Annotated in this window: 17 protein-coding genes; 8 read left to right on the top strand and 9 right to left on the bottom strand. The window is 27.8% G+C overall.

All coding sequences use genetic code 11. The features are described 5' to 3' along the window. Nucleotides 1–102: 102 nt before the first annotated feature. The 6 genes from HMPREF0202_RS07160 to HMPREF0202_RS15100 all read left to right on the top strand — a co-directional run bounded on the left by HMPREF0202_RS07160 (nucleotide 103) and on the right by HMPREF0202_RS15100 (nucleotide 5262). A complete protein-coding gene (locus HMPREF0202_RS07160) occupies nucleotides 103–1101 on the top strand; it encodes a hypothetical protein (RefSeq protein WP_023050234.1) in 999 nt (332 codons plus the stop codon). Then, nucleotides 1091–2479, top strand: coding sequence for a BREX system Lon protease-like protein BrxL (locus HMPREF0202_RS07155; RefSeq protein WP_023050233.1), 1389 nt, complete (start codon nucleotides 1091–1093; stop codon nucleotides 2477–2479). Before HMPREF0202_RS07160 ends, HMPREF0202_RS07155 begins: the two co-directional genes overlap by 11 nt. A gap of 29 nt (nucleotides 2480–2508) precedes the next feature. After that, nucleotides 2509–2712, top strand: a complete 204-nt coding sequence (locus HMPREF0202_RS07150; RefSeq protein ID WP_023050232.1) for a MerR family transcriptional regulator — start codon at nucleotides 2509–2511, stop codon at nucleotides 2710–2712. Nucleotides 2713–2789: 77 nt separating this feature from the next. Beyond that, nucleotides 2790–3824, top strand: a complete 1035-nt coding sequence (locus tag HMPREF0202_RS07145) for a tyrosine-type recombinase/integrase (protein WP_023050231.1) — start codon at nucleotides 2790–2792, stop codon at nucleotides 3822–3824. Between the two features lie 135 nt (nucleotides 3825–3959). Beyond that, a complete protein-coding gene (dinB, locus tag HMPREF0202_RS07140) occupies nucleotides 3960–5015 on the top strand; it encodes a DNA polymerase IV (protein WP_023050230.1) in 1056 nt (351 codons plus the stop codon). 79 nt (nucleotides 5016–5094) lie between these two features. Further along, nucleotides 5095–5262: a hypothetical protein gene (locus HMPREF0202_RS15100; protein WP_023050229.1), complete on the top strand. Its 168-nt coding sequence runs from the start codon at nucleotides 5095–5097 to the stop codon at nucleotides 5260–5262. A gap of 49 nt (nucleotides 5263–5311) precedes the next feature. On the opposite strand, the gene HMPREF0202_RS07135 is transcribed toward HMPREF0202_RS15100, so the two are convergent. The 3 genes from HMPREF0202_RS07135 to HMPREF0202_RS14975 all read right to left on the bottom strand — a co-directional run bounded on the left by HMPREF0202_RS07135 (nucleotide 5312) and on the right by HMPREF0202_RS14975 (nucleotide 7989). Beyond that, nucleotides 5312–5905, bottom strand: a complete 594-nt coding sequence (locus tag HMPREF0202_RS07135; RefSeq protein WP_023050228.1) for an NAD(P)H-dependent oxidoreductase — start codon at nucleotides 5903–5905, stop codon at nucleotides 5312–5314. Nucleotides 5906–5907: 2 nt separating this feature from the next. Then, entirely contained in the window at nucleotides 5908–6867 is a 960-nt protein-coding gene (locus HMPREF0202_RS07130; protein WP_023050227.1) for a BMP family lipoprotein, read from the bottom strand. 90 nt (nucleotides 6868–6957) lie between these two features. Then, nucleotides 6958–7989 (bottom strand): FomA family porin-like outer membrane protein, encoded by a 1032-nt coding sequence (locus tag HMPREF0202_RS14975; RefSeq protein ID WP_023050226.1) that lies wholly within the window; start codon nucleotides 7987–7989, stop codon nucleotides 6958–6960. Nucleotides 7990–8155: 166 nt separating this feature from the next. Between HMPREF0202_RS14975 and HMPREF0202_RS07120 the strand changes: the two genes are divergently transcribed. Continuing rightward, nucleotides 8156–8779 carry a DUF4136 domain-containing protein gene (locus HMPREF0202_RS07120; protein WP_023050225.1) on the top strand — a complete coding sequence of 208 codons (624 nt, stop codon included), beginning with the start codon at nucleotides 8156–8158 and terminating at the stop codon, nucleotides 8777–8779. 44 nt (nucleotides 8780–8823) lie between these two features. On the opposite strand, the gene HMPREF0202_RS14970 is transcribed toward HMPREF0202_RS07120, so the two are convergent. Further along, a complete protein-coding gene (locus tag HMPREF0202_RS14970; RefSeq protein WP_023050224.1) occupies nucleotides 8824–8997 on the bottom strand; it encodes a (2Fe-2S)-binding protein in 174 nt (57 codons plus the stop codon). Nucleotides 8998–9136: 139 nt separating this feature from the next. Here HMPREF0202_RS14970 and HMPREF0202_RS07115 point away from each other — a divergent pair, with 139 nt between their 5' ends. Next, on the top strand, nucleotides 9137–9682 hold the full coding sequence (locus HMPREF0202_RS07115) for a helix-turn-helix domain-containing protein (protein ID WP_023050223.1): 546 nt from the start codon (nucleotides 9137–9139) through the stop codon (nucleotides 9680–9682). Nucleotides 9683–9714: 32 nt separating this feature from the next. Here the strand turns inward: HMPREF0202_RS07115 and HMPREF0202_RS07110 are convergent, their stop codons facing one another. The 5 genes from HMPREF0202_RS07110 to HMPREF0202_RS07090 all read right to left on the bottom strand — a co-directional run bounded on the left by HMPREF0202_RS07110 (nucleotide 9715) and on the right by HMPREF0202_RS07090 (nucleotide 20947). Continuing rightward, nucleotides 9715–10335, bottom strand: a complete 621-nt coding sequence (locus tag HMPREF0202_RS07110) for a MarC family protein (RefSeq protein ID WP_023050222.1) — start codon at nucleotides 10333–10335, stop codon at nucleotides 9715–9717. A 70-nt stretch (nucleotides 10336–10405) separates the two neighbouring features. Next, the gene (locus HMPREF0202_RS07105) at nucleotides 10406–15940 is read right to left on the bottom strand and encodes a discoidin domain-containing protein (protein ID WP_023050221.1); all 5535 of its coding nucleotides are present in this window, start codon (nucleotides 15938–15940) and stop codon (nucleotides 10406–10408) included. Nucleotides 15941–15949: 9 nt separating this feature from the next. Further along, nucleotides 15950–17713, bottom strand: coding sequence for a discoidin domain-containing protein (locus tag HMPREF0202_RS07100; RefSeq protein ID WP_023050220.1), 1764 nt, complete (start codon nucleotides 17711–17713; stop codon nucleotides 15950–15952). A 75-nt stretch (nucleotides 17714–17788) separates the two neighbouring features. Beyond that, nucleotides 17789–20494: a glycosyl hydrolase family 18 protein gene (locus HMPREF0202_RS14755; RefSeq protein WP_023050219.1), complete on the bottom strand. Its 2706-nt coding sequence runs from the start codon at nucleotides 20492–20494 to the stop codon at nucleotides 17789–17791. A 30-nt stretch (nucleotides 20495–20524) separates the two neighbouring features. Beyond that, nucleotides 20525–20947: a hypothetical protein gene (locus HMPREF0202_RS07090; RefSeq protein WP_040406804.1), complete on the bottom strand. Its 423-nt coding sequence runs from the start codon at nucleotides 20945–20947 to the stop codon at nucleotides 20525–20527. Nucleotides 20948–21066: the final 119 nt, after the last annotated feature.

Here is a 21066-nt window from a genome sequence, read left to right as displayed (position 1 = left end):
ACTTATTTTTATATTTTTATTTTTATTTTTAAGCTATTTCTTTATATTTTTTTATAATATACAATATTTTTATTAGTTAATATCAAATTAAAAAGGAGATTTATGAAAAATATGAACATACCAACTTTTGATTCATTACTTAAAAGTAGATTAAATCCTTATTATATAGCTAAGGAAATAAAAGAAAGGGGGGAAATTGTTAATGACATTGTAATCAAATATGATAATAGGTATATTTATATCAATCCTTATTCAGATACAAAAAGTGTTAACTTTGTTGGTAATTTTTTTAATTGGGAGAGTTTAATCCCTTATTATAAAGATGACATTACTAATTTTATATCTAATGCTACAGCTCTATCTAGAAAAGTTATTAGAGTCGTCAATAACTTTTTATTTAATAATGACGATAATAATATTTTGAGGTTTCTAAAAGAACAAAAAAAAATATATCTGAAACGCTTAAATAAAAACCTCGAAGAAAATGAAGAGAAAATTAAAAAAAATTTAAAAAAAATTATATCAAACTTCAAAGAACAACTAAAAATGAGAGGGTTTTATAGGGAATTAAGAGAAACAATCAATAAATTAGGTGACTCTAATTTAGATGTTTTAGAATTAAAAAATTTACTCGATAGAATTACTAAAACTGAATCTCTTTTGAATGCATCTAAATATATTATAAATATATTTGATAAATTAGAAGAGATTGATGAATTCAATGAGATTTCTACACTTATTGATAAAATTAATTTATATAAAAAATTACTCGATTTAAATATTGCATTTTGTAAAGATGATTTGGATTTTGAACTTCCAATTTCAAATGATCCTAATTTATATATAAAAATTAATAATGATTTAAAAATTGTTAAAAATTTTATATTTGAAAGCCTTACACCTGAAAATATAATCTATAACAAAACAAAGGAGAGATTTGAACTATATGATGTTACACCTATTGGAACAAATAAAGATATTGAAATAAATTGGATGGAGTTATTAGAGGGAACGAAAACTTTTTATCATCACAAGAGCTTATCATTTCCTCTTTCATATAACGATGTTATCAAATTAGGAGTTGATATAAATGAGTACTAAAGATATTTTGAATAAAATACATCAAACAATTGGAGTTATACCACCCATACCTCTTATAGTTATTATGAGCAGTATAGTTAAGTTAGCACCCATAGCTGAACCTAAAATTTCAATATTGCTTTGTGGACAGCGTTCAGAAGGAAAAAGTGTTCTTTATGACTCCTTAGGATTTGAGAATATTAACATTCTATCTGAACCCATCACCTCTGCTCAACTAAGAGGTGATGCTAAAAAAACTTCAGATTCAGATAAAAATGAGGCTATTTTCTCAAAAGATATTTGTATCTTTGAAGAGTGTACAACCTTGCCATTAGCAATTATATCGGAGTTTAAGAACCTCTTAACATCATACAGTTATAATCTTAATAAAACAAAACAGACTACATCTAATCTGTCTTGTGTGTTTATTGGAAATTCATATACTGATATTATTTCAAATAATGATTTCACTATTGATAAACTTTTGTCAAATTTTTCAGCAGCACTTAAAGATGAAGCCTTTTTATCAAAACAAGCTGCTCTTGTTCCACATTATAAGGACTTTTTAGGCAAAAGAAACTACAATAAAATTGAACCTGAACATTTTGACAAGTTTGGTAAGTCATTGGTTGAGTTACGACCTCACACTATCGATTTAAGTAAAATAAAAATTGATGATAAATTCGATAGCAGAGCTAAAGGATTAATAACTAAATTAACTTCTGGAATTATAAAAGTTATGTATCTTGATAAAATACCGCCTAATCATGTTATTGATGGTATTGTTGAATATGCCTCATTCTTCCATGCTTTAGCACTCGGTGAATTTCATAATCCGTTAAACTCAAAGTCTATAAAATTTGTACTTGAAGCTATTCATGGGACTACTGATGATGTAGAGTTTGTCATTCTTTATGAAAATAGAGTTTTGGTTAAACTATTAAACAAACCTCTTTGTTTAAAATATGCTATTAATGGATTTGGAGTAACAGAAAATTTATTGGAATATAATTTTTTCAATAAAAATCCTAATATCTCTATAATCAGTCCTATTATTAAAAATGAGCATAATGGACTTATTCTTCATCAGGAATTTAATTATTCACCATTAACTTCAAAAATCATAAATATCACAGGCGATATAATTCCAAAAGATACAGATGAAGAATTTAATTCTATTGTTATAAGGATGATTTCTAATGGAGAAACACGCAAACTCCCTAACTTCAGAGGAATCTCCAATATTACTCTTTCACTGATAAAAAGACAAATAAACAAAAACTTTGGCACAAACATTAGTGAACTCAAAAAATCTAATATTGGAATTTCTGATAACATTGGATTTGAGCTAATTGCGTTTTACGATTACATAAAAGATAAAGATAAGTATATATTATAAAGTAACATAACATAATATGGAGGATTAATATGATGGTAACTAAAAGAAATTATGGTAATGGTAATATGTATACTAGCGATGATATCGCTGAATTATGTGGTTGCTCTAAGAATAAAGCTTATAATATGATTAGAGCATTAAATCACAAACTTATCTCTTTAGGAACACCTAAAGAAGCTCTTATTGCTGGAAAAATTAGTCGAAAATTTTTCCATGAACAAATTAAAATTTAATTGAAAATTTTTGGTGAAGAGAGTATTATATAATATAATCCTCTCTTTTTTAAATATAATTTAAGGAGGAGAAATTTATGAAAAATATAAATGGAGGCGGTTCTGTTTACAAGTTATCTGGTAAAAGGAGGAAACCTTGGGCTGTTGCCATAACTACTGGTTATTCTCTTGATGGTCGACAAGTTAGAAAATTAATTGGAACCTTTGAAACTAAAAGAGAAGCACAAGAAGTTCTAATAAAATATGTTAGAAATCCACTTCTATTTAGTAAAGTAACATTTAAAGAAATTAAAGAACTTTGGTGGGAAAACTATAAGAAAAAAGTTACTAACGAATCTACAATTAAGACCAATCTTTATAGATTAAGAGCTTTAGAGCCACTAGACAACTTTAAAATAAATGACATAAAAGTATATGATATGCAGGAAATATTTGATAATATGCAAACTTCCTGGAGTTTTAGAAATGCTTGTAAAAGTGTCCTTAATATGATATTTGATTTTGCATTTAAAAATGAAATTGTTGATTCTAACAAAGTTAAGTTTATTGATTTAGGTAAAAGAGTAAAAGTTATAGATAGAAGAGTATTTTCTAAGGATGAAATTGAAATCCTATGGAAAAATCTTGATACTGATACCTACTATTGTAAATATATCTATATAGTTCTAATTCTTATCTATACTGGTATGAGAATTGGTGAACTTCTTAACCTAAAAAATGAAGATATCGATTTACATAACTCATGCCTTACTATAAAAGAAAGTAAAACAGATGCAGGTATTAGAGTAATTCCAATCTCTTCTAAAATCTTTAACTTATTTCTTACTAATATGATAAAAGATCAAGAATATTTTGTAAAAGGGGACACTACTAAAAAGTTAGCTTATTCAACTTTTAAACCTAGATTTCAAAAGCTATTAAAAGAGTTGAATATTGAATCTCATACTATTCATGATACTCGTCATACTTTTGCTACTTTATTAAATAATGCTAATGCCAACCAAACTTCAATTATTAAGCTTATTGGTCATTCTGATTTTTCTATTACAGAAAATGTTTATACTCACAAAGATACTGAGGAATTAAGAAAAGCTGTAGAATTATTGAATTAATATTTTGTTAGCTACTTGTTAGCTACTTGTTAGCTACATATAAAAAAACTAAACAACTTATAAAATAACTAAAATTAAGAAACCCTTATTTTATGAGGGTTTCTATAAATGTAAATAAAATCAAAAGGAGGCAAAATGAGAAAATTAATAATGCACTACGATATGGACGCTTTTTATGCTTCTATTGAGATTAGAGATAATCCCAAATATAAGGATAAGCCCATTGTTGTTGCTGGTGGCGTTGTCACAACTGCTAGTTATCCTGCTCGTAAGTTTGGCATCCATTCTGCAATGAATACCTTAGATGCTAAAAGATTATGCCCTAAACTCATTGTCCTCCCTGTAAATAAAGATAAATATGCTTATGAATCTAAAATTATTCATGAGCTCGTTTTAAAAATTACTCACAAGGTAGAATTTATAGCTCTCGATGAAGGATTTATTGATATAACTGATATTATTTCAAGGTTTCAATCAAAAGAAAGCTTTGCTACCACTTTTAGAAAAAGAATTCATGAAATTACGGGACTTACTTGTTCTGTAGGAATTGGACCTAATAAATTAACAGCTAAAATTGCTTCTGATATAAACAAACCTGGTGGACAATATATTTTTAATAATGAAGATGAGTTCATTGAATTTATAAAAGAAAAAAATATTCGTAAACTTCCTGGTGTTGGAAAGCAATTTGAAAAAATTTTAAATAAAAATAATATTCATTTTGTTAAAGATATCTACCCATTTTCTTTAAAAGAACTTATTGCAAAATATGGAAGCTCTCGCGGAGGAATGCTCTACACATATAGCCGTGGAATTGATCATCGTGAAGTAGAGTTCAATCGAGCTATTCACTCTATTGGAAACGAAAATACATTTAGAATCCCACTTGATTCAGAGGAGGAAATTAGTCGAGAAATCGATGCTCTTTTCCAATGGTCATATAATCGGCTTCAAAGAAAAAAACTTCTCACTAAAACTGTATCTTTAAAAGTACGGTTTAAAAATAGAGAAACTATAACTAGATCTAAAACTCGATTTATTCCTAGTGATGATAAAGAGATTTTGAAAGGAATGCTCGATGAAATTTTAAGCTCTTTAGATTTAGTAAATAATATCAAACTTCTCGGTGTTTCTTTTTCTAACTTAGAAAACCATTCTAGCAGACAACTTGTTTTTGAAAAACTTTATTAATTTTCTTTCAGAAAAAAAGAAGTTTCTTTAAATCTCAGTATATTATGTTAATTCAAAATATCAAAGGAGGCCAAAAATTATGAAAAAAGTTGTTTTAGCAAGTGTTTTCTTTAGTTTATTCTTCATTGGATGCTCTAGTTCTGAACCTCAGCCTGAGCCTGTTGTTGAAGAAGTTGTAGTTGTAGAGCCTGTTGTAGTTGGAAAAGAAGTTATTGTAGCTCCTGTTTTAGACAAACAAAGTTATTAGTAAAAGTAAATAAACTATGAAAAAAGGCCACTCTAAAAGTGACCTTTTTTTATAAATCTATAAAACTACTTTCTTGATTCTCTTTTTTCAATCTCTCTAAAAACTTTCTATGATTTATATCCTCATTATTTATATGCTTTATATATTTCTTTGCTGACTCTTCAATTTCTTCATCAGATAATCTAGGTATATCAAAAAGAGCAAAATACGGTAAATAAGTCATTTGTACTGCATTTGCTGTAGCTTCTAATGGTCTCAATAACTCAGTTATTGTAAAATTATTGTAACTACCACCCATGTACGAATATTCCGGAGCTCCCACAGAAAGAGCTACTAAAAATTCTTTTCCTTTTAAGGCATCTCCCTTTGGTCCATAAGCCCATCCAAATTGGAGTACGCTATCAAAATACTCTCTCATTAAGGCTGGCATACTATACCAATAAAAAGGAAATTGAAACACTACCCTCTCAGATTTTTCTAGAAAATCTTTCTCTTTTTCCACATTAATTTTTTTATCTTCTCTATAGATTTCATCTAAAAATCTAACTGTTACATTGTTCTCTTTTTTTAAAGTTTCTATCCAAACTTTATTAACTCTAGATTCCTTAATATTTGGATGTGTCGCTATTACAAGTATTTCCATCACTAATTCACCTTTATTTTTCCAGAAATTATATCAGCTTTTAAATTTTCAACAAAATTTATATTCTCACTTCCAATAATCTGTCTTGTATATTTAAAATCAGTAGTTCCTACACCATTTTCTTTTAATCCAAAGTTATATACTTGACCTTTAAACTCTCCATTTACAGTGTCTTCTATCACTTTATAAATTGCATTATTTACATTTTTTAACATCGATGTTAAAACTTGCCCTTTTACTATGTCATCTTGATCACAGTCTACCCCAATACCATAAATTCCTTTTTCTTTTACCCCCTCTAAAATCCCTATTCCAGTATTTCCTGAAGCATGATATATAACATCCACTCCTTGATTTGCTAAAGAATAAGCATGTTCCTTTCCTTTTAAAGGATCACTAAAAGGAGCATCTCCACCTACATATGTTGTTATCACAGAAATGTTTGGATTTACATATTTAGCTCCTTGCTCATACCCTGATTTAAATCTATTTATTAATGGTATATCCAGCGCTCCTATAAAACCTACTTTTCCTGTTTTACTCATCTTAGCTGCAATAGCTCCAACTAAAAATGACCCCTCACTTTCATCAAAAACTAATGATGCAATGTTCTCACCCTCTTTAGCTCTTGTATCAACTATTGCATACTTTGTATTTGGAAACTTAGAACTAATATCTTCCATAGCATCTTGAGCAGTATAAGATGTTGCAATTATTAAATCAAATCCATTCTGAGAATACTCCTCTAGAAAATAAGCATCTTCCATCCAAGAGTTTGGTTCTACATATTTTACCTCAACATTAAAATCTTTTTGTGCTTTTAAAAGCCCTGCATAAGCCGAATCATTAAAAGATTTATCACCTAATCCTCCCATAGCTAAAATCAATCCAACTTTTAATGGTGCTGCTAAAATTGTTACAGATAAAAGTAAAAACATAATAATACTATTAATCTTTTTCATTAAAAAACCTCCCCAATTTTATATTTTTTATTATATATCAAAACTAAAAAAAGAGCTACCTTTGATAGCTCTTTATCTATTAAAAATATATTAGAAATCGTATGTTACACTAACTCCACCTTGTGGTTGTAGTTTCCAATCTTTTTCTGTATCTCCCCAAACTTGGTTTGAATATTTAACTTGTGCAAAAACAGAGAATGATAAATCATCTGTATAATTATAAGTTAGTTCTAATTGAGGTAAAGCAAATACTGCATAACTATTCTTGTTATTTCCACTATCTACTGCTGGTCCTAACCACTCATACATTTGATTTCCAACTATGAACGGATCCCATGCAGCACTTCTATTAGAGGAGATATATGGATCAAATCCTCCAGTAAAGTTAAATGCTAATGATGTTTGATCATTAAATTTATATAACTCTTTTGAGTAACCTAACCAAGCTAAAACCATAAAGTAATTTGCTGAATTATAGTTTGCTCCTGATGTTTGATTTTCTATTTCAAAACTTCCATTATACCACTCTCTAAATGCATATGCATTAAATGTAAATGTAAAGTCAGCTGGTAATTGCCAATTTGTTAATAAACTTAAAATTCCTGTATTAACGTGTCCTGCTGGTCCTTTTGTACTCCATCCATAAATATACATTGGTGATATTGCAAATTGTGTTGCTTGAACATACTGTCCTTTTGGAATGTATTCAGAAAAATCAAATGCTGTTTGAGCAAATACATAAGTTTGATTTGTTCCATTAAACTCAGCTTCATTTTCTACCATTAAAGATGAAGTCCATTTAATTTTTGAGTTTTCTATCATTCCATGATCATAACTCAATGTTGCTTTCGGTCCACTAAAGTTATTATCCTGTTGATTTTCTCCACCATTGTAATCATACATATTCCAAACTCTATCCCACTGTAAACTTATATTCCAATCTTTTGCGAAATTATAACTTAAAACAGCTGATGGATGTGAAGATTCAGTTTTATATTTTCCTGCATTTCCATAAAAAGTTTGAGTAAATCCTAAACTACCATTAGGTGTGAACTCTTCTGCATAAGATGCTCCTGCAATAAGTAGTGATCCTATAAGTGTTTTTAAAAATAATTTTTTCATAATTTACCTCCCATAATAAACCATGTTTTTTTCCATTTTCAGCTTAAGTATACAAAGAATTAATTCTTTTTCCTTTTAAAAAATTTATTTGTTTTTCTTTTTAAAAGGAATTACTCTTTTTTTTCGAATAAAAATTATAATTATTCCTTATAGGAGGTTAAATTTTATGATAAAAAAAATTTCTATTTTATTTTCTTTTTTAATGCTTTTACTTCAAGGGTGTAGTGCCTTAGATAGTCGAGTTGTTGCCGTTGATTCATACTCAACTATGCAAGCTTATGGAGGTACATATTATCTTTCTACAAACACTCCTGGGTTACAACTTCAACAACAATCATTTGAAGTTATTTTACAAAATATGTTACAAAATAAAGGATATACTCGAACCTTTAATCAAAAAAACGCCTTATATAATATAGTTTACAACTATAAAATTAAAGGCCCTTACACTTCAATCGAATCATATCCAGCTCCTGTAAATCCATGGTGGAATGGTCCTTATGGAGGTATATATAATGGATTCTATGGAGATATGTGGATGAATTCTATAAGTGCTTCTACATATTTTGTTAAAAGATTAGAGCTTTCAGCTTTCACTAAAAATAATAGTGCAGTTTGGCAAGTTGTTGGAAGCTTAAAAAGTGACAATAGTGATCCTAGAAGTAGTTTTCCTTATTTAGTATCTGCTATTTCAAACTATGTTAATGCTAATTCAAATCAAGTTGTTTATCTTAATGTTGAAGAGAATTCTCAAACAGGTCAATATACTGCAACTCCTTCTATGTGGTAAAATACAAAAAGAGCTCTATCATTAAACATGATAGAGCTTATTTTTTATTTTTTCTCTTCAATTATTGCTTCTATTCTATCGACACATCTTCCGCAAGCTGAACCTGCACCTGTTGTATCTATTACTTCTACTAATGTAGTAGCTCCATTTTCTATTGCAGCTAAAACTTTTCCTAAAGTAACTCCTTTGCAATAACAAATCATTGTATTTTCAGACATCTTTAACCTCCAATGCTTTTTTTAAATTATACTACATTTGTATAGTATTTGCAATATTTTTATTTAGTCTAATTTTTGCAAATAAAGCTAAAATAAGTTATACTTTAATATAGCAAATTATATTTAGGAGATATTTAAAATGAACGAAATCAATTTAGGATTAAAAATAAAAAAATTTAGAACTGACCAAAAATTAAGTTTAAAAGAATTAGCAGAAATGATAAACTCTACATCTGCTCTTTTAAGTCAAATTGAAAAAGGGATTACAAATCCATCTATCAATACATTAAAAGGTCTATCTAAAGCCCTAAATATACCACTTTATAAATTTTTTTTAGAAGAAACTTTAAAAAAAGTACATATAGTTAGGGCTCAAGAAAGAAAAGTTATTAAACCCTCTAAAAGTGAAGGTGTTTCTTATGAAATTTTAAGTCCTGAACCTCAGACACAAGTTGAATTTATGATTTTAAATTTAGAACCATATTCATCCTCTAAAGAAAAAGAAATTGGCCACGAAGGTCAAGAGGTCGCATTTGTACTAGAAGGTGAAGTTAAACTGCACTTAGATAACGAATCATATGTTCTTTTCCAAGGAGATAGTATTAAAATTGAAAAATTTGTTAAACATAGTTGGGAAAATTTCACTTCAAAACATACAAAAATAATTTTTGCTGTTACAATTTAAATAAAAAATAGGAGAGATAAGCTCTCCTATTTTTATCCTAAAAATATTCCTTTTATTCCGTTTGATACTAGTTTTACACCTGCAGACATTATAAATATTTGCATTACTCTTGATAGTACAAATAAAACAACCTCTCCTAAAACTTTATCTAACCAATCTGAAATACTAAATAAAAACTTCATTATTAAAAAAGTAACTGCAACAGCTCCTACAGATATTATTAGACCTGCTTCTTTATGAATAATCATCACAGTTGATATTGTTCCAGGTCCCACAAGCATAGGAAAAGTTAGTGGTGTTATTGCATACCGTATAGCGTCTTTTTCAGACATTACATTTCCCGAACTCTCTTTAGATGCTCCCAAACCTAACAAGTTTCTAAAAGCAACTACAACTAGTATCATTCCTCCTGCCACTCTTAATTCATTCATCCCTATTTTATACAGATAATTCATGAAAAAATCTCCAGCAACTATAAAACCTGTTACAATTCCAAAACCAGAAATAACAATAGCATTATACATTTTTTTTCTTATTTCAGGATTTTGATCCTTTGTTAATGTCATAAATAATGGCACATTTCCAAATGGATTTAAAATTCCAATAATTGTAAGAACATATGTCATTATATCTATAACAAACTCTTTCCCCATACTTTACTAATCTCCTCTTTAATTTATTTACACACTATAATATATAAATAAATTAACAAAGTAAAGTTTTTTATATATTATTTCTATAATTACTGTTAAATGTTCTTTTTTCCTCTTCTCTAAACTCATTTTGATTATCCCAGTTTATTAAAGCTATATCTTTTGTAAATTTAGGATAAGTATTACAATAATCTATTGCTTCTTGAGTTAGTGTAAATCCATGCTTTATGAAATAGTCACTTGCATCTCTTTTTACTATTTTAGTTACATAAGTAGCTAATTTACCTGAAATGTCTTCAGTAGAGCTCGTTTCGATAGCTTGCATGTACTTATGCATTTTTACAAAGAAATCTCCCTCTCCATAATATAATCTAAATTTATACCAGAATGCTAATACTGCAAATACATTGATATTAAAAATGCTTTCAGTACTTGTCTCTAATATCTTTAATTGATCATATACATTTTCTCTAACACTATTTGTATATTCAATTCTAGCTTCATTAGCATACCAGTTATTACTTACTTCTCCAAATAATCCCATGTGATAATTATTTACATCCATTTCATGTCCAACTTCATGACCTACAACCCATGATGAAGCAAAATTTCTTAAACTCGCATTTAGTATATCATGACTTCCACCACTATAAGCTGTATATCCTCCTACAAAAGCTCCTCCTGCATGTGGATTATTTTCACTTACTCCTATCCACATAACCCTTTTATATGGAATAGAATTATTAAAATGAGAGTTAGAGTTATCTATATAATAAAGAAAATCTAAAAACTCATCTGTAATCTCTATTCTTTGATTTAATGTTCCTTCTGCAATATTGCTTTTTAGCCAATCAAATTTTACTGCTCCTATAAAGTTTCTTCCCTCTACATAAGCTAAGTTTGAATTTAATTTTACTCCATCTCTATTTTCTATTAATGTTGTGTTATCTGGAGTTTTATAAAACTCTTCCTCTTTTGTAATTCCATATCTATAAATTAGTGCATTTTTTTCATTTAAAGAGTATAGCTCTATTTCCTCTTTTCTACTTCCTGTTAAAACTAATTGTCCTGTTAACTCACCTAAGTTAATTATATTTAACCCCTTCTTTAATAAGAACGAATGCTCTGCTTGAGGTTTGTTTTCTCTTAAAATTATATGTGCATTTAAATCTTTACTACATATAAATGCATAATCTCTATTTGGAAGTATATAATACGGTGTCAATGAAATATCTCCAGTTCCGTTTGTTTTTAACGGTCCAAAATAATAGTTAGTATCTTGAGGTATGCTTTTTATTTTATAAGTTTCAAAAGGTAACTCATTTTTATTTTTCAAAATAGATTCTGCTATATAAAGTTTAGCCAATAATCCCTTATTTGTAGATACTTTTTCTTTAAATTTTTCTATAGTAGATAATTTTACTCCTCTACTTAAAGATTTGTATAAAACTTTATCTTCAAATAAATTTCCTATATTTTCAATTAATTTATTATAGATAGTAAACTTTACATCATTAAGAACTACTACACTAGCTTGAGTTCTTTCAAATTTAATACAAATCTCTTTTACTAATGTTGGGTTAAATGAGATTATATTTTCTCCCCTTACTGGACTATCTGTTTCATGAATATGTAATAACTTCCAACTTCCATTTTCCTCATTTCTAAAGTATAATGTCGCTTTGTAAACCACTCCATTAGAGCCATTAGCGTGTCTTGAAATAAATGTAAAGTTTTCTATAACCTTTTTCTCTTCAAAAGTAAAGAATATTTCACCTAATCCCTGTGAATGGTAGTAAGTATTTATATCACCATCAACCATTGAAACAACTGCATCAGGATATCCACAAGTTGATTGAATCCCTACTTTTTCTATTGGATAATTATTCGAAATATCTGTTAAATTATAATATATTTCCTGTTCCACTTGAGCTAAATGAATACAATTTACTTTCCACTTTTCATATTCATCTATGTAAATTTCTACCTTTATCTCCTCTGTAAATACCTCAGCAAATTGGACATTTATCTTTCCATTTTCATTTGAATCTATTGTTTTTTTCTCTATCTCCTCTAACTGACCAAAATTATTTTTGAAATATACTCTTATATCATATATATAATCAGCCTCTTCTCTAAATAAAATCTCTAATTTATTTAGTACTTCATAGCTATTATTTTTTATCTCAAAACATATAGGTTCTATTCTTTTTAAATAGATTTCTTTTGCTTTTTTAACTTTCTCTTTGTAGCTTTCTGTTAAACTACATCTTCTCTCTAAAGATAAAATGTCTTCGTATTCAACATTAGATTTTAAAGTTTCAAAAGTAGAATCTTCAAAAATGTTATTAATCTCATCTTCTAGAAGATTATATATAAACAGTTCTAATTCATTAATTATAGCCCACTTATTAACTGAATCCTCTACTCTTATACATATCTCATCAGTTAAATACGGCTTATTTTCTACCATTAGCCACTCATTTTTATAAGAATCTACATTATAAGTTCCAAACTCAATCCATCCATTTTCTTGATTTAAATCTTTTACTAAAACTTTAAATCTATTTATTAATCCAGATGTATTACTTCTAAAGCTAATTAATCTTAATCTATCAATCAAGTACTCTCTATTTAACTTTAAATTTATCTGAGCATATTCACTGTAGTTTCTACTATGAAATCTTGTATCTAAATTTCCATCAAACATATTCGTCAATGGATAAGATGAATCCTCAGTATTTGAAGAAACTTGTAAGTCTTCAAATTTTACTCTTGTATCCACATCCTCATTAAAACAAAATTCAGATAACATATAACTATTATTTTTTATTTTATATACTCTATCTGCTCCATATATTAAAATTTTAGCTTTTTTTGTCAAAATTTTTCTAAAATTCAAAGTTACATTTTCTTCATCTATTAAAGGATTACATCTTATTATTCTCTCTTCACCTAAGGAGTTTTCATATGCTAAACATACCTTTAATATTCTTTGCTCACATACAAATTGAATTTCATCTAAAATTGTATCTTCATTTAAAGATATTTCAAACTCTTCTGGTATTAGCGACTCAATATATAATTCTTTAGCTTTCTTCAAAGTATTTATATAACTTTCAGTTATTAATCCTTCCTCTAAAGTTTCTATATCCTCTAACGTAATACTATCTTTTATTATATTTTGAGTTTCATCAGTGAAAAGATTTGCAATTCTTTCCTCTATTGTATTGTATTTAAATAGATCAATCTCATAAAAAACTACAAAATAATTATGTCCATTTGTTACTCTAATACATATTTCTGATGCTAATACTGGTTTAAATACTGCTTCTCTAAAGTCTCCACTTTGCTCTGTTAACTGTTCAAATACTTTTTTCCACTCTTCATTGTTTTTTGTTCTATATAAAATTTCATAAGCTTTTATTCTTCCGTTATGTGACGGTCTAGTTTGAAATTTTACTCTATTTATTACCTTAGGCAAATCTAATTCTAAAATAAAATCGCCATACTCCCCTGTTCCATAACTTCTATAATCAGCACTGTGAAAAGTGGTATTTATATCATTATCTATAGCGTATCTAGGTGCATTATTTGAATATTGTCCACATAAACTTTTTGCTAGCATTGTTGTTTTATCAACTCTTACATCTATATCTTCACTTGCATAAAATTCATCTTGTGGAATCTCCACAACTTCTATGTTAAATTCACTACCTTGCTCTATTGCTCCATATAAAGATAGTTCAAAATTCTTTGAATAAATATTTTCAAATTCTAAAACTGTTTCTAATCCAATTGTAGATATCTCTACTGAATTAGATAATTTTTCATATTCATGACTATCTGTATATCTTATTTCACCTTTTAAAACTCTACCTATATCTGTTAATCTTAATGTTTTAATTACACTTTTCTTTTCTATTTCTATCTCAAACTTATGAGGTAACAATCTGTTTACATATAATGTTTTTGCTTCTCTAAATAAATTTATATACTCTTCTGTTATTCCTAAACGAGATTCAATTTCATCAAGCTGTTCTAATGTAACAGATTCTTTTAATTGAGTGCATTCATCATCAATAAATAAATCTCTTAACATATCACTTAACTTATTGTATTTAAAAATATCCATTTCATAAATTATTACAAAGTTATCATTAGATTTTGTAACTCTGATACATACTTCTGATGCTAATACTGGATTAAATTTTACATTTCTCCAATTTCCAGATATACCTTCATTTATAGATTCTCCTATTTCTAGCCACTCTTCTGTAGATCTCTCTTTATATAAAATTTTATAGTTATCAATTCTTCCTAGTGAATTTGGTCTTGTTAAAATGTTTATTCTATCTATAACTTTTGGAGAGGAGTTCTTTAAATAAAAATCTCCATATCCTATATCTGTGTACGCATTACTATGAAAGTTTGTTGCTTCATTTCCATCAATAGCTCTATCAGCTTCTAAACCTCCATAGACTCCACATCCTGAACTAGCTAATAAATTATTTTTATCAACTCTTGTATCTATATCACTTTGAGCATAATACTCATCTTGATTCAACTCTATCTCTGTTATTTGAACATTTGTTATCTCTGCTGAAGCAAAGATTGTAAAAGTTATATCTTTAGCATAAAATTTTTCAAACATTACTATTTTGTCTTCACTAATATTCTCTGTTTCTATAGTTTTTTCATTCCCATATCTATCTACATAATTAGCTCTAACACGATATATATTTTCTTCAGTTAGAAAATTAAAACTCTCTACTACTTTAAAATCATTGCCTATATATTCAATAATTTCTCCCATCATTCCTCCTATTAGAATATCTCTAGCAGTAGATAGTTTATCTATATACTCCTGTGTTAAGCTTGTCTTTTTTTGCAACTCAATAATATAATCTATTGTTACTTCTGGCTTTAACTCTGTGTACTCATCATTTAAAAATAGATTTTCAATCTCTACACTTAAATAATTAAACATAAAAATTTCAATTTCTTCTTTTGAAAGTTGCGTATTTCCCTCTCCTGTTAATAAAAATTTCTTTACCATTACAGGATGTATTTTTAATGTTCCACTAATTGGAATATTTGTTAAAGATATCCAACTTTGCCCCTCTCCTGGACTATAGAATATTTCTAAATTTATAGGCTCTCTTTTTAATTTTATTCTATCAATTATTTTACTATTTTTTAATTCAACTTCTATTCCATTGTCAACTCTAGTTATTTCAAAATCACTTTGAGGTATTCTTGTATCAATATCACTTTGAGCATAATATGGTTTTATATCTGTTAAAACTGGAGTTACATTAATTATTGATGCTTCTGACTCACCAATCTTAACTTTTACCAAGTCTGTTAAAACTGGATCCACTTCCCACTCCTGTATATTTCCCATCTCTCTCAGCCTTTTAGCTCTTAATGTTATATCATTTCCTATAAAATCTTTAAATTCTAAATTTAATTCTTCTGGAAATATATTATTTTGACTTTCTATTATTAAATTTTTTATTATAGAGTTTGAGCTTAATTTTAAATTAAAATTATTACTACTAGGAGCATTTCCATTTCTAATAAAAGTTATTTCTGAACTCATTTTTCCCCCTTAAATATTTCCTTCTATACTTCTCTTATAATTCTCATTTATTATAGATATTTCCTCTTCTATCAACTCTTTATAATTTGAAAAATTAACTTCATTTAAGTCAACAGCCAATTCCGGATATTCATTACACTTAGATAATATCTCACTTGAAATTTCATAGCCATTCTCTACAAAATACTTAGATACATCTCTTTGTAGTATCTCTACCACCCATAAAATAACTTTTTCCAATTGATTCTGTATTCCACTCAAATCAGTTTCTTGAATTTTCTTATATATATTTGGTAAAAATCTATCACTATTAAAAAACAGTCTTAATTTAATCCACAAAGCTTTTTGAATATCCTCAGGAATTATCATTACTCTTGAATATCTAAATTCAAGCTCTTTTGTTAATAAGAATGTTAATAACTCTTGAAGTTCTATATTTGTATCTACTTCTCCAATAAAATCTTTTGCTATTACTCTACAAAAATTTGGATTTGCTAACTCTTCAATTGATTTATTAAACATTAATCTAGACATTCCACCAAAAGTTGTATAGCTTCCATCTTGTGTACTTTTTTGCTCAACAAGATTATTGTTTATCCCTTGAATTAAAACTCTTTTAAATGGTGACACATGATAATATTCATTTCTATTTAATAAAAAATATATATAATTTAAAATAGCATCCAAGTTTTCAACACCTTGTAAAAAATCAAATTCATTATAACTATCTTTTATCTCTTCTCTATTTAATTGGCAAATAAAATTCTTTCCTTCAACTAATCCTAAAATGTTTGTATTCTCTTTTATAAACTCTTTATAGTTAACTTTACCAATAGAATAGTTTTTTATCTCATCTGCATTAAATATTGTCATCTCAATATTTTTAGTTATATCATCAACTAAGAAAACTTCAGTTGTATCCTCTTTTAAATATATTGAATTTAAACCTTTTTTTATCTCTATTTTTTTATCTCTTAATTTTTCAAAACTCTCTACAATATATAAATTAATATTTTCATTTGATATAATCAAATACTCTTTTTTACTTTTAAAAGCTATTTCTGCTGTTTTTATAGGTAAACTACTTTTTATTTTTAAAGTATTAAAGTACTCTTCTCTATTTTGATTAGAAGCTAATAGTTTAACTTTTTTTCTAGTTACTTGATTATTATTAAGCCATAAATATTTTCCAACTTCTAATAAATTTACCATTTCTAAATTATCTTGATATCTATTTTTTAACTCTGTTATATTTTTTAATCTTACTTGAGATTTTACTGCCTGACAATCTAATGATTCGAAAATAGTCTTTAAATCATCTTCTACAACTGCATTTGAATAAAACTTTATATCGTTCATTACTATCCAGTTTCCATAGCTTCTATGAACTCTTATACAAACTTCTGAAACTAATACATCTTGAAAATTAGCGTTTTTCCAACCTTTCTCTTCAGTTATTTCAGATTGATAAATAGAAATCCAATCTGCATCAAAATTACTATTTTTATAAAGAATCTCATATTGATCAATTCTTCCATTATTTGCACTTGGATGTCTTGTTAAAAATTCTATTTTATTTATAACTTTAGATTCTTCAAATTTAAAGTAAACATCCCCATATCCACCATTAGAATATTGATTAGAGTGAAATAATGTATCTTCATTATCATCTAATGTTAAATCAGGACCATTTCCATTCCAAATAGATACACTAGAAGATGCAGTGATACCATTTTTATCAACAAGATCAAATATACTTCCATCTCTTTCCATATTTAAACTCCCTTTTTTTAATTTTTATATAATTAAAGGGGAGTTACCTCCCCTTTATGTTTTATTATGATTTAGTTATCTTCTAGCTATTTTATTTAAATAGTTTAATCTTAATGAATTTGCTTTAAATTTATCGAATATTACTGATGTTAATAAATGCTCTGCTTGATATAATGATTTATATGCAGTTGTTGCTTCTGAACTATGCATATCAATACCATAGTCATCCATAGCTATATCCCATGAAATTAATCCTGCTAAGTTATTATCAACAATCCATTGACACTTTGTCTCAACTGATCTTTCATCTTCAAATGTATAGAAAATTCCTGCATTCTGATTATATAGGTATGGAGCTTGTGCTGCTTCATCATAGTAATATTGGAAGTCTGAACCTTTTAATATTGTTCCTGCATGTGGATTAGCTGGTCCGTTCATATCTAAAGTTCTTACTGATACATTTTCACCTTTTATTAATTTATTTAAGTGATGTAAAGGTAAAACTCCTGCACCTCTTCCTCCATCCATTGTTCCTGGAGCTGAACATCCCTTCGCTCCATTTGTTGAGGCATCTATATTTGTTCTAGCATATAATCCTGGTGTATTTGGGTTTAACCATCCTGAAGTCGGTTTAAATATTCCAGACCATCCTCTTGAGTAAAATGGCGATCCTACAGTTATTTTGCTAACTGGTACTCCATATGTTTTTGTAACAAATTCAATTAAATCTGCTATTGCAAATGCATTTCCATTTGGATTTGTTTCTGATGATGGTTCATTTGAGTTTTGGAATAAATATGATTGATGGTTTGTTATTGGATCAAAAGCCCCATGTACATCATAAGTCATATAACTAATAAAGTCACAAGCTGGATGCCATACTCCTATTCCACTTTTTTGAATATGTTTTTTTCCTGATACTATAGCACATGACAAGAAATAATATTTTCCATCCTCTTGTCCTGCTTTATCTAAGGCTCCTCTTAATGCTTTCATTAAGTTAGTGAATAGTACTTCTTCATCGTCTGCTGCTCTTGGACTTCCTAAATCGTTTGGACTATCAACTAAATCTCCATCTCTTCTATCACAAGGGAATTCCCAGTCAATATCTACTCCAACAAAATTGAACTCTCTTATAAAGTCGATACATCTTTTAACAAAATAATCTATTTTATCTGGCTGAGCTGCGTCTCTAAAGAATGCTGATCTTGACCATCCACCTAATGAAGCTATTGGTTTAACATATGGATATTTTCTTGCCATTTCATTATATTCAGTCATAAATGCATTTGTTCCACCATAAGCTGAGAATGCTGCACCTGGATCAAATATATTTGGTGATACTTTTAAGCTTGTTCCAATTGGAGCATCTGCTGCAGATCTTTTTAAATGTGATATATCATCTTTATCTGTATTAAATTTTCCTGTATAATCAGGAATTACATCTATAAAGGCATATTGCATATGAGATATCTTATTCCACGGAGTTATTTTTGGAGTATATTTTCTTCCTCCCCATTTTCCCCACTCTGGAGTATAAGTTATATGCATCTTTTCCATTGGAGATCCTAAACCTTCAACTTCTGATATATTCATTGGCTCTAAATGAGCATTTGGTTTTGTCCCTGCTGAATCCATTAAATGATTTCCAGGACAACCAATTTGTGACTCTTCACCAGCTGATAATTTTGTCCATGGTGACCAATCTCCATTTAATTTTGGGGCATCTCCTTTAGTTGCCCATCCTGTATGTCTAAAATGGAATCCCTGATAGAATACTATCTTATTTGTAGCTGCACCATACTCAATTTCTGAATTCCATTCTGGATATTTACAATATTTTACTCCTCCATCTGGAGTTGCTATTTCTATTGTACCTGTTGTACTTTTATAATAAACTACAACTTTATCATTTGTCTTTTCATCTCTTACATAAGTAACTCTATAAACAAATTTTAAATCCTTATTTGAAGGATACTTAGAAGTTGGTACAATATTTTTAGCAGACCCTTTATTTCCAGCTGTAAAGTTTGTTGGTAATACTTCTACTAATTCTCCATCTAAATAAACAGCTATTTTACTATCTATAACTCCCCAAGTATTATTAAGTGTTATTTCATAGTTTCCATTTGTTGTTACTGTGTGTGCCCATAAGTTTGAGTATGGTAAATTTGTTGGAAAATCTCCTTCTACTGGAGGTGGAATTACTATATCCTCTTCTACTATAACAGTATTTGATGTAATTTGTTTAAACTTATCAGCCCAATAGTATTTTGCTATAAACTGATATGTTCCCGGTGTAGTTGATGCAAAATTTGCAACTTGAATTCCTGAGTTTGTTGTTATTTTTTCTACTCTTGTATTATTTTTATATAACTCATACTCCACTGAAGTTATTAAATGAGCATTTTCACCTAATGTTAACTCTCCAGTTAAATTTTTGTTTATGTTTTTTAAAATAGCGTTAATTACTGTAGGCTCTAACTCAGGAATAGGTGGTAATACCTCTCCATGGTTACACTCTCCTAATAATTTTAAAATATTTTGTACTAATAACTTAAATGAAAGATACTCTTCTAATTTTGTTACTCTACTAAGGTTTAATACAAAATTATTCATTTTTTCAATCATTGGATCTAACTCTTCACAAGCTACTCCATCATGTATTGTTGAATATTTGCTATTTATAAAATTAACTTTTTCTATTGTATTATTATATATTTTTTGAAATTCTTGTTCTCTGTCTATAACAGGAAATAAATCATTATTCGTTTTTTTCATTTGCAGTTTTATCCTCCGTTTAGTAAATTTTTATTTAAACATTCTATATGATTTTTCAAGATTTGCTTGATAAGTTGATGTTTCTTTATTAAAGTTTGTGTGTTTTTCTAAAAATGTTGACAATCTTCCAATCTCTCTTGATAGTTTTATCAAATCTCCTTCAAGCTCTTGGAATTTTCTTACTAGAATCTCTGTTTTTGAGAACTCTTTATTTTTTTCTTCTAATTTAGAAAGTGTAATCTCTACCGATATTAATTTTGAAGATAATTCTGAAAAGCTCTCTCTAAAAGCATTATTAAAGTTTTCATTTCTTTTCAGAGCTTCAACATATTCTGTTTTAATTTGTAAATATTTCTCTTGGTAATATTCACATTTTTCTTCATATTCTTTATTTATGGCAGTTAGATTAGCAACTTCTTTTTTTAGCTCTTTATTTTTCTTATTAAAGAACATACTATCTCCTTTCACTATAAAAATATCTTAAAATATTTTCACTTATCATTTTTATTTATTTCTTTTTAAAAATTAAACTATATTGCACCAATTTAAACATTTATGAAAATATAATACAT

The organism is Cetobacterium somerae ATCC BAA-474 (assembly GCF_000479045.1).
GTDB lineage: Bacteria > Fusobacteriota > Fusobacteriia > Fusobacteriales > Fusobacteriaceae > Cetobacterium_A > Cetobacterium_A somerae.
This window is presented reverse-complemented; position numbering and strand designations above follow the sequence as displayed.

Bases quoted from the DNA above. Each gene is read 5' to 3' on its own strand.
- HMPREF0202_RS07160 (WP_023050234.1), top strand. From the start codon at position 103: ATGAAAAATATGAACATACCAACTTTTGATTCATTACTTAAAAGTAGA.
- HMPREF0202_RS07155 (WP_023050233.1), top strand. From the start codon at position 1,091: ATGAGTACTAAAGATATTTTGAATAAAATACATCAAACAATTGGAGTT.
- HMPREF0202_RS07150 (WP_023050232.1), top strand. From the start codon at position 2,509: ATGATGGTAACTAAAAGAAATTATGGTAATGGTAATATGTATACTAGC.
- HMPREF0202_RS07145 (WP_023050231.1), top strand. From the start codon at position 2,790: ATGAAAAATATAAATGGAGGCGGTTCTGTTTACAAGTTATCTGGTAAA.
- dinB (WP_023050230.1), top strand. From the start codon at position 3,960: ATGAGAAAATTAATAATGCACTACGATATGGACGCTTTTTATGCTTCT.
- HMPREF0202_RS15100 (WP_023050229.1), top strand. From the start codon at position 5,095: ATGAAAAAAGTTGTTTTAGCAAGTGTTTTCTTTAGTTTATTCTTCATT.
- HMPREF0202_RS07135 (WP_023050228.1), bottom strand. From the start codon at position 5,905: ATGGAAATACTTGTAATAGCGACACATCCAAATATTAAGGAATCTAGA.
- HMPREF0202_RS07130 (WP_023050227.1), bottom strand. From the start codon at position 6,867: ATGAAAAAGATTAATAGTATTATTATGTTTTTACTTTTATCTGTAACA.
- HMPREF0202_RS14975 (WP_023050226.1), bottom strand. From the start codon at position 7,989: ATGAAAAAATTATTTTTAAAAACACTTATAGGATCACTACTTATTGCA.
- HMPREF0202_RS07120 (WP_023050225.1), top strand. From the start codon at position 8,156: ATGATAAAAAAAATTTCTATTTTATTTTCTTTTTTAATGCTTTTACTT.
- HMPREF0202_RS14970 (WP_023050224.1), bottom strand. From the start codon at position 8,997: ATGTCTGAAAATACAATGATTTGTTATTGCAAAGGAGTTACTTTAGGA.
- HMPREF0202_RS07115 (WP_023050223.1), top strand. From the start codon at position 9,137: ATGAACGAAATCAATTTAGGATTAAAAATAAAAAAATTTAGAACTGAC.
- HMPREF0202_RS07110 (WP_023050222.1), bottom strand. From the start codon at position 10,335: ATGGGGAAAGAGTTTGTTATAGATATAATGACATATGTTCTTACAATT.
- HMPREF0202_RS07105 (WP_023050221.1), bottom strand. From the start codon at position 15,940: ATGAGTTCAGAAATAACTTTTATTAGAAATGGAAATGCTCCTAGTAGT.
- HMPREF0202_RS07100 (WP_023050220.1), bottom strand. From the start codon at position 17,713: ATGGAAAGAGATGGAAGTATATTTGATCTTGTTGATAAAAATGGTATC.
- HMPREF0202_RS14755 (WP_023050219.1), bottom strand. From the start codon at position 20,494: ATGAAAAAAACGAATAATGATTTATTTCCTGTTATAGACAGAGAACAA.
- HMPREF0202_RS07090 (WP_040406804.1), bottom strand. From the start codon at position 20,947: ATGTTCTTTAATAAGAAAAATAAAGAGCTAAAAAAAGAAGTTGCTAAT.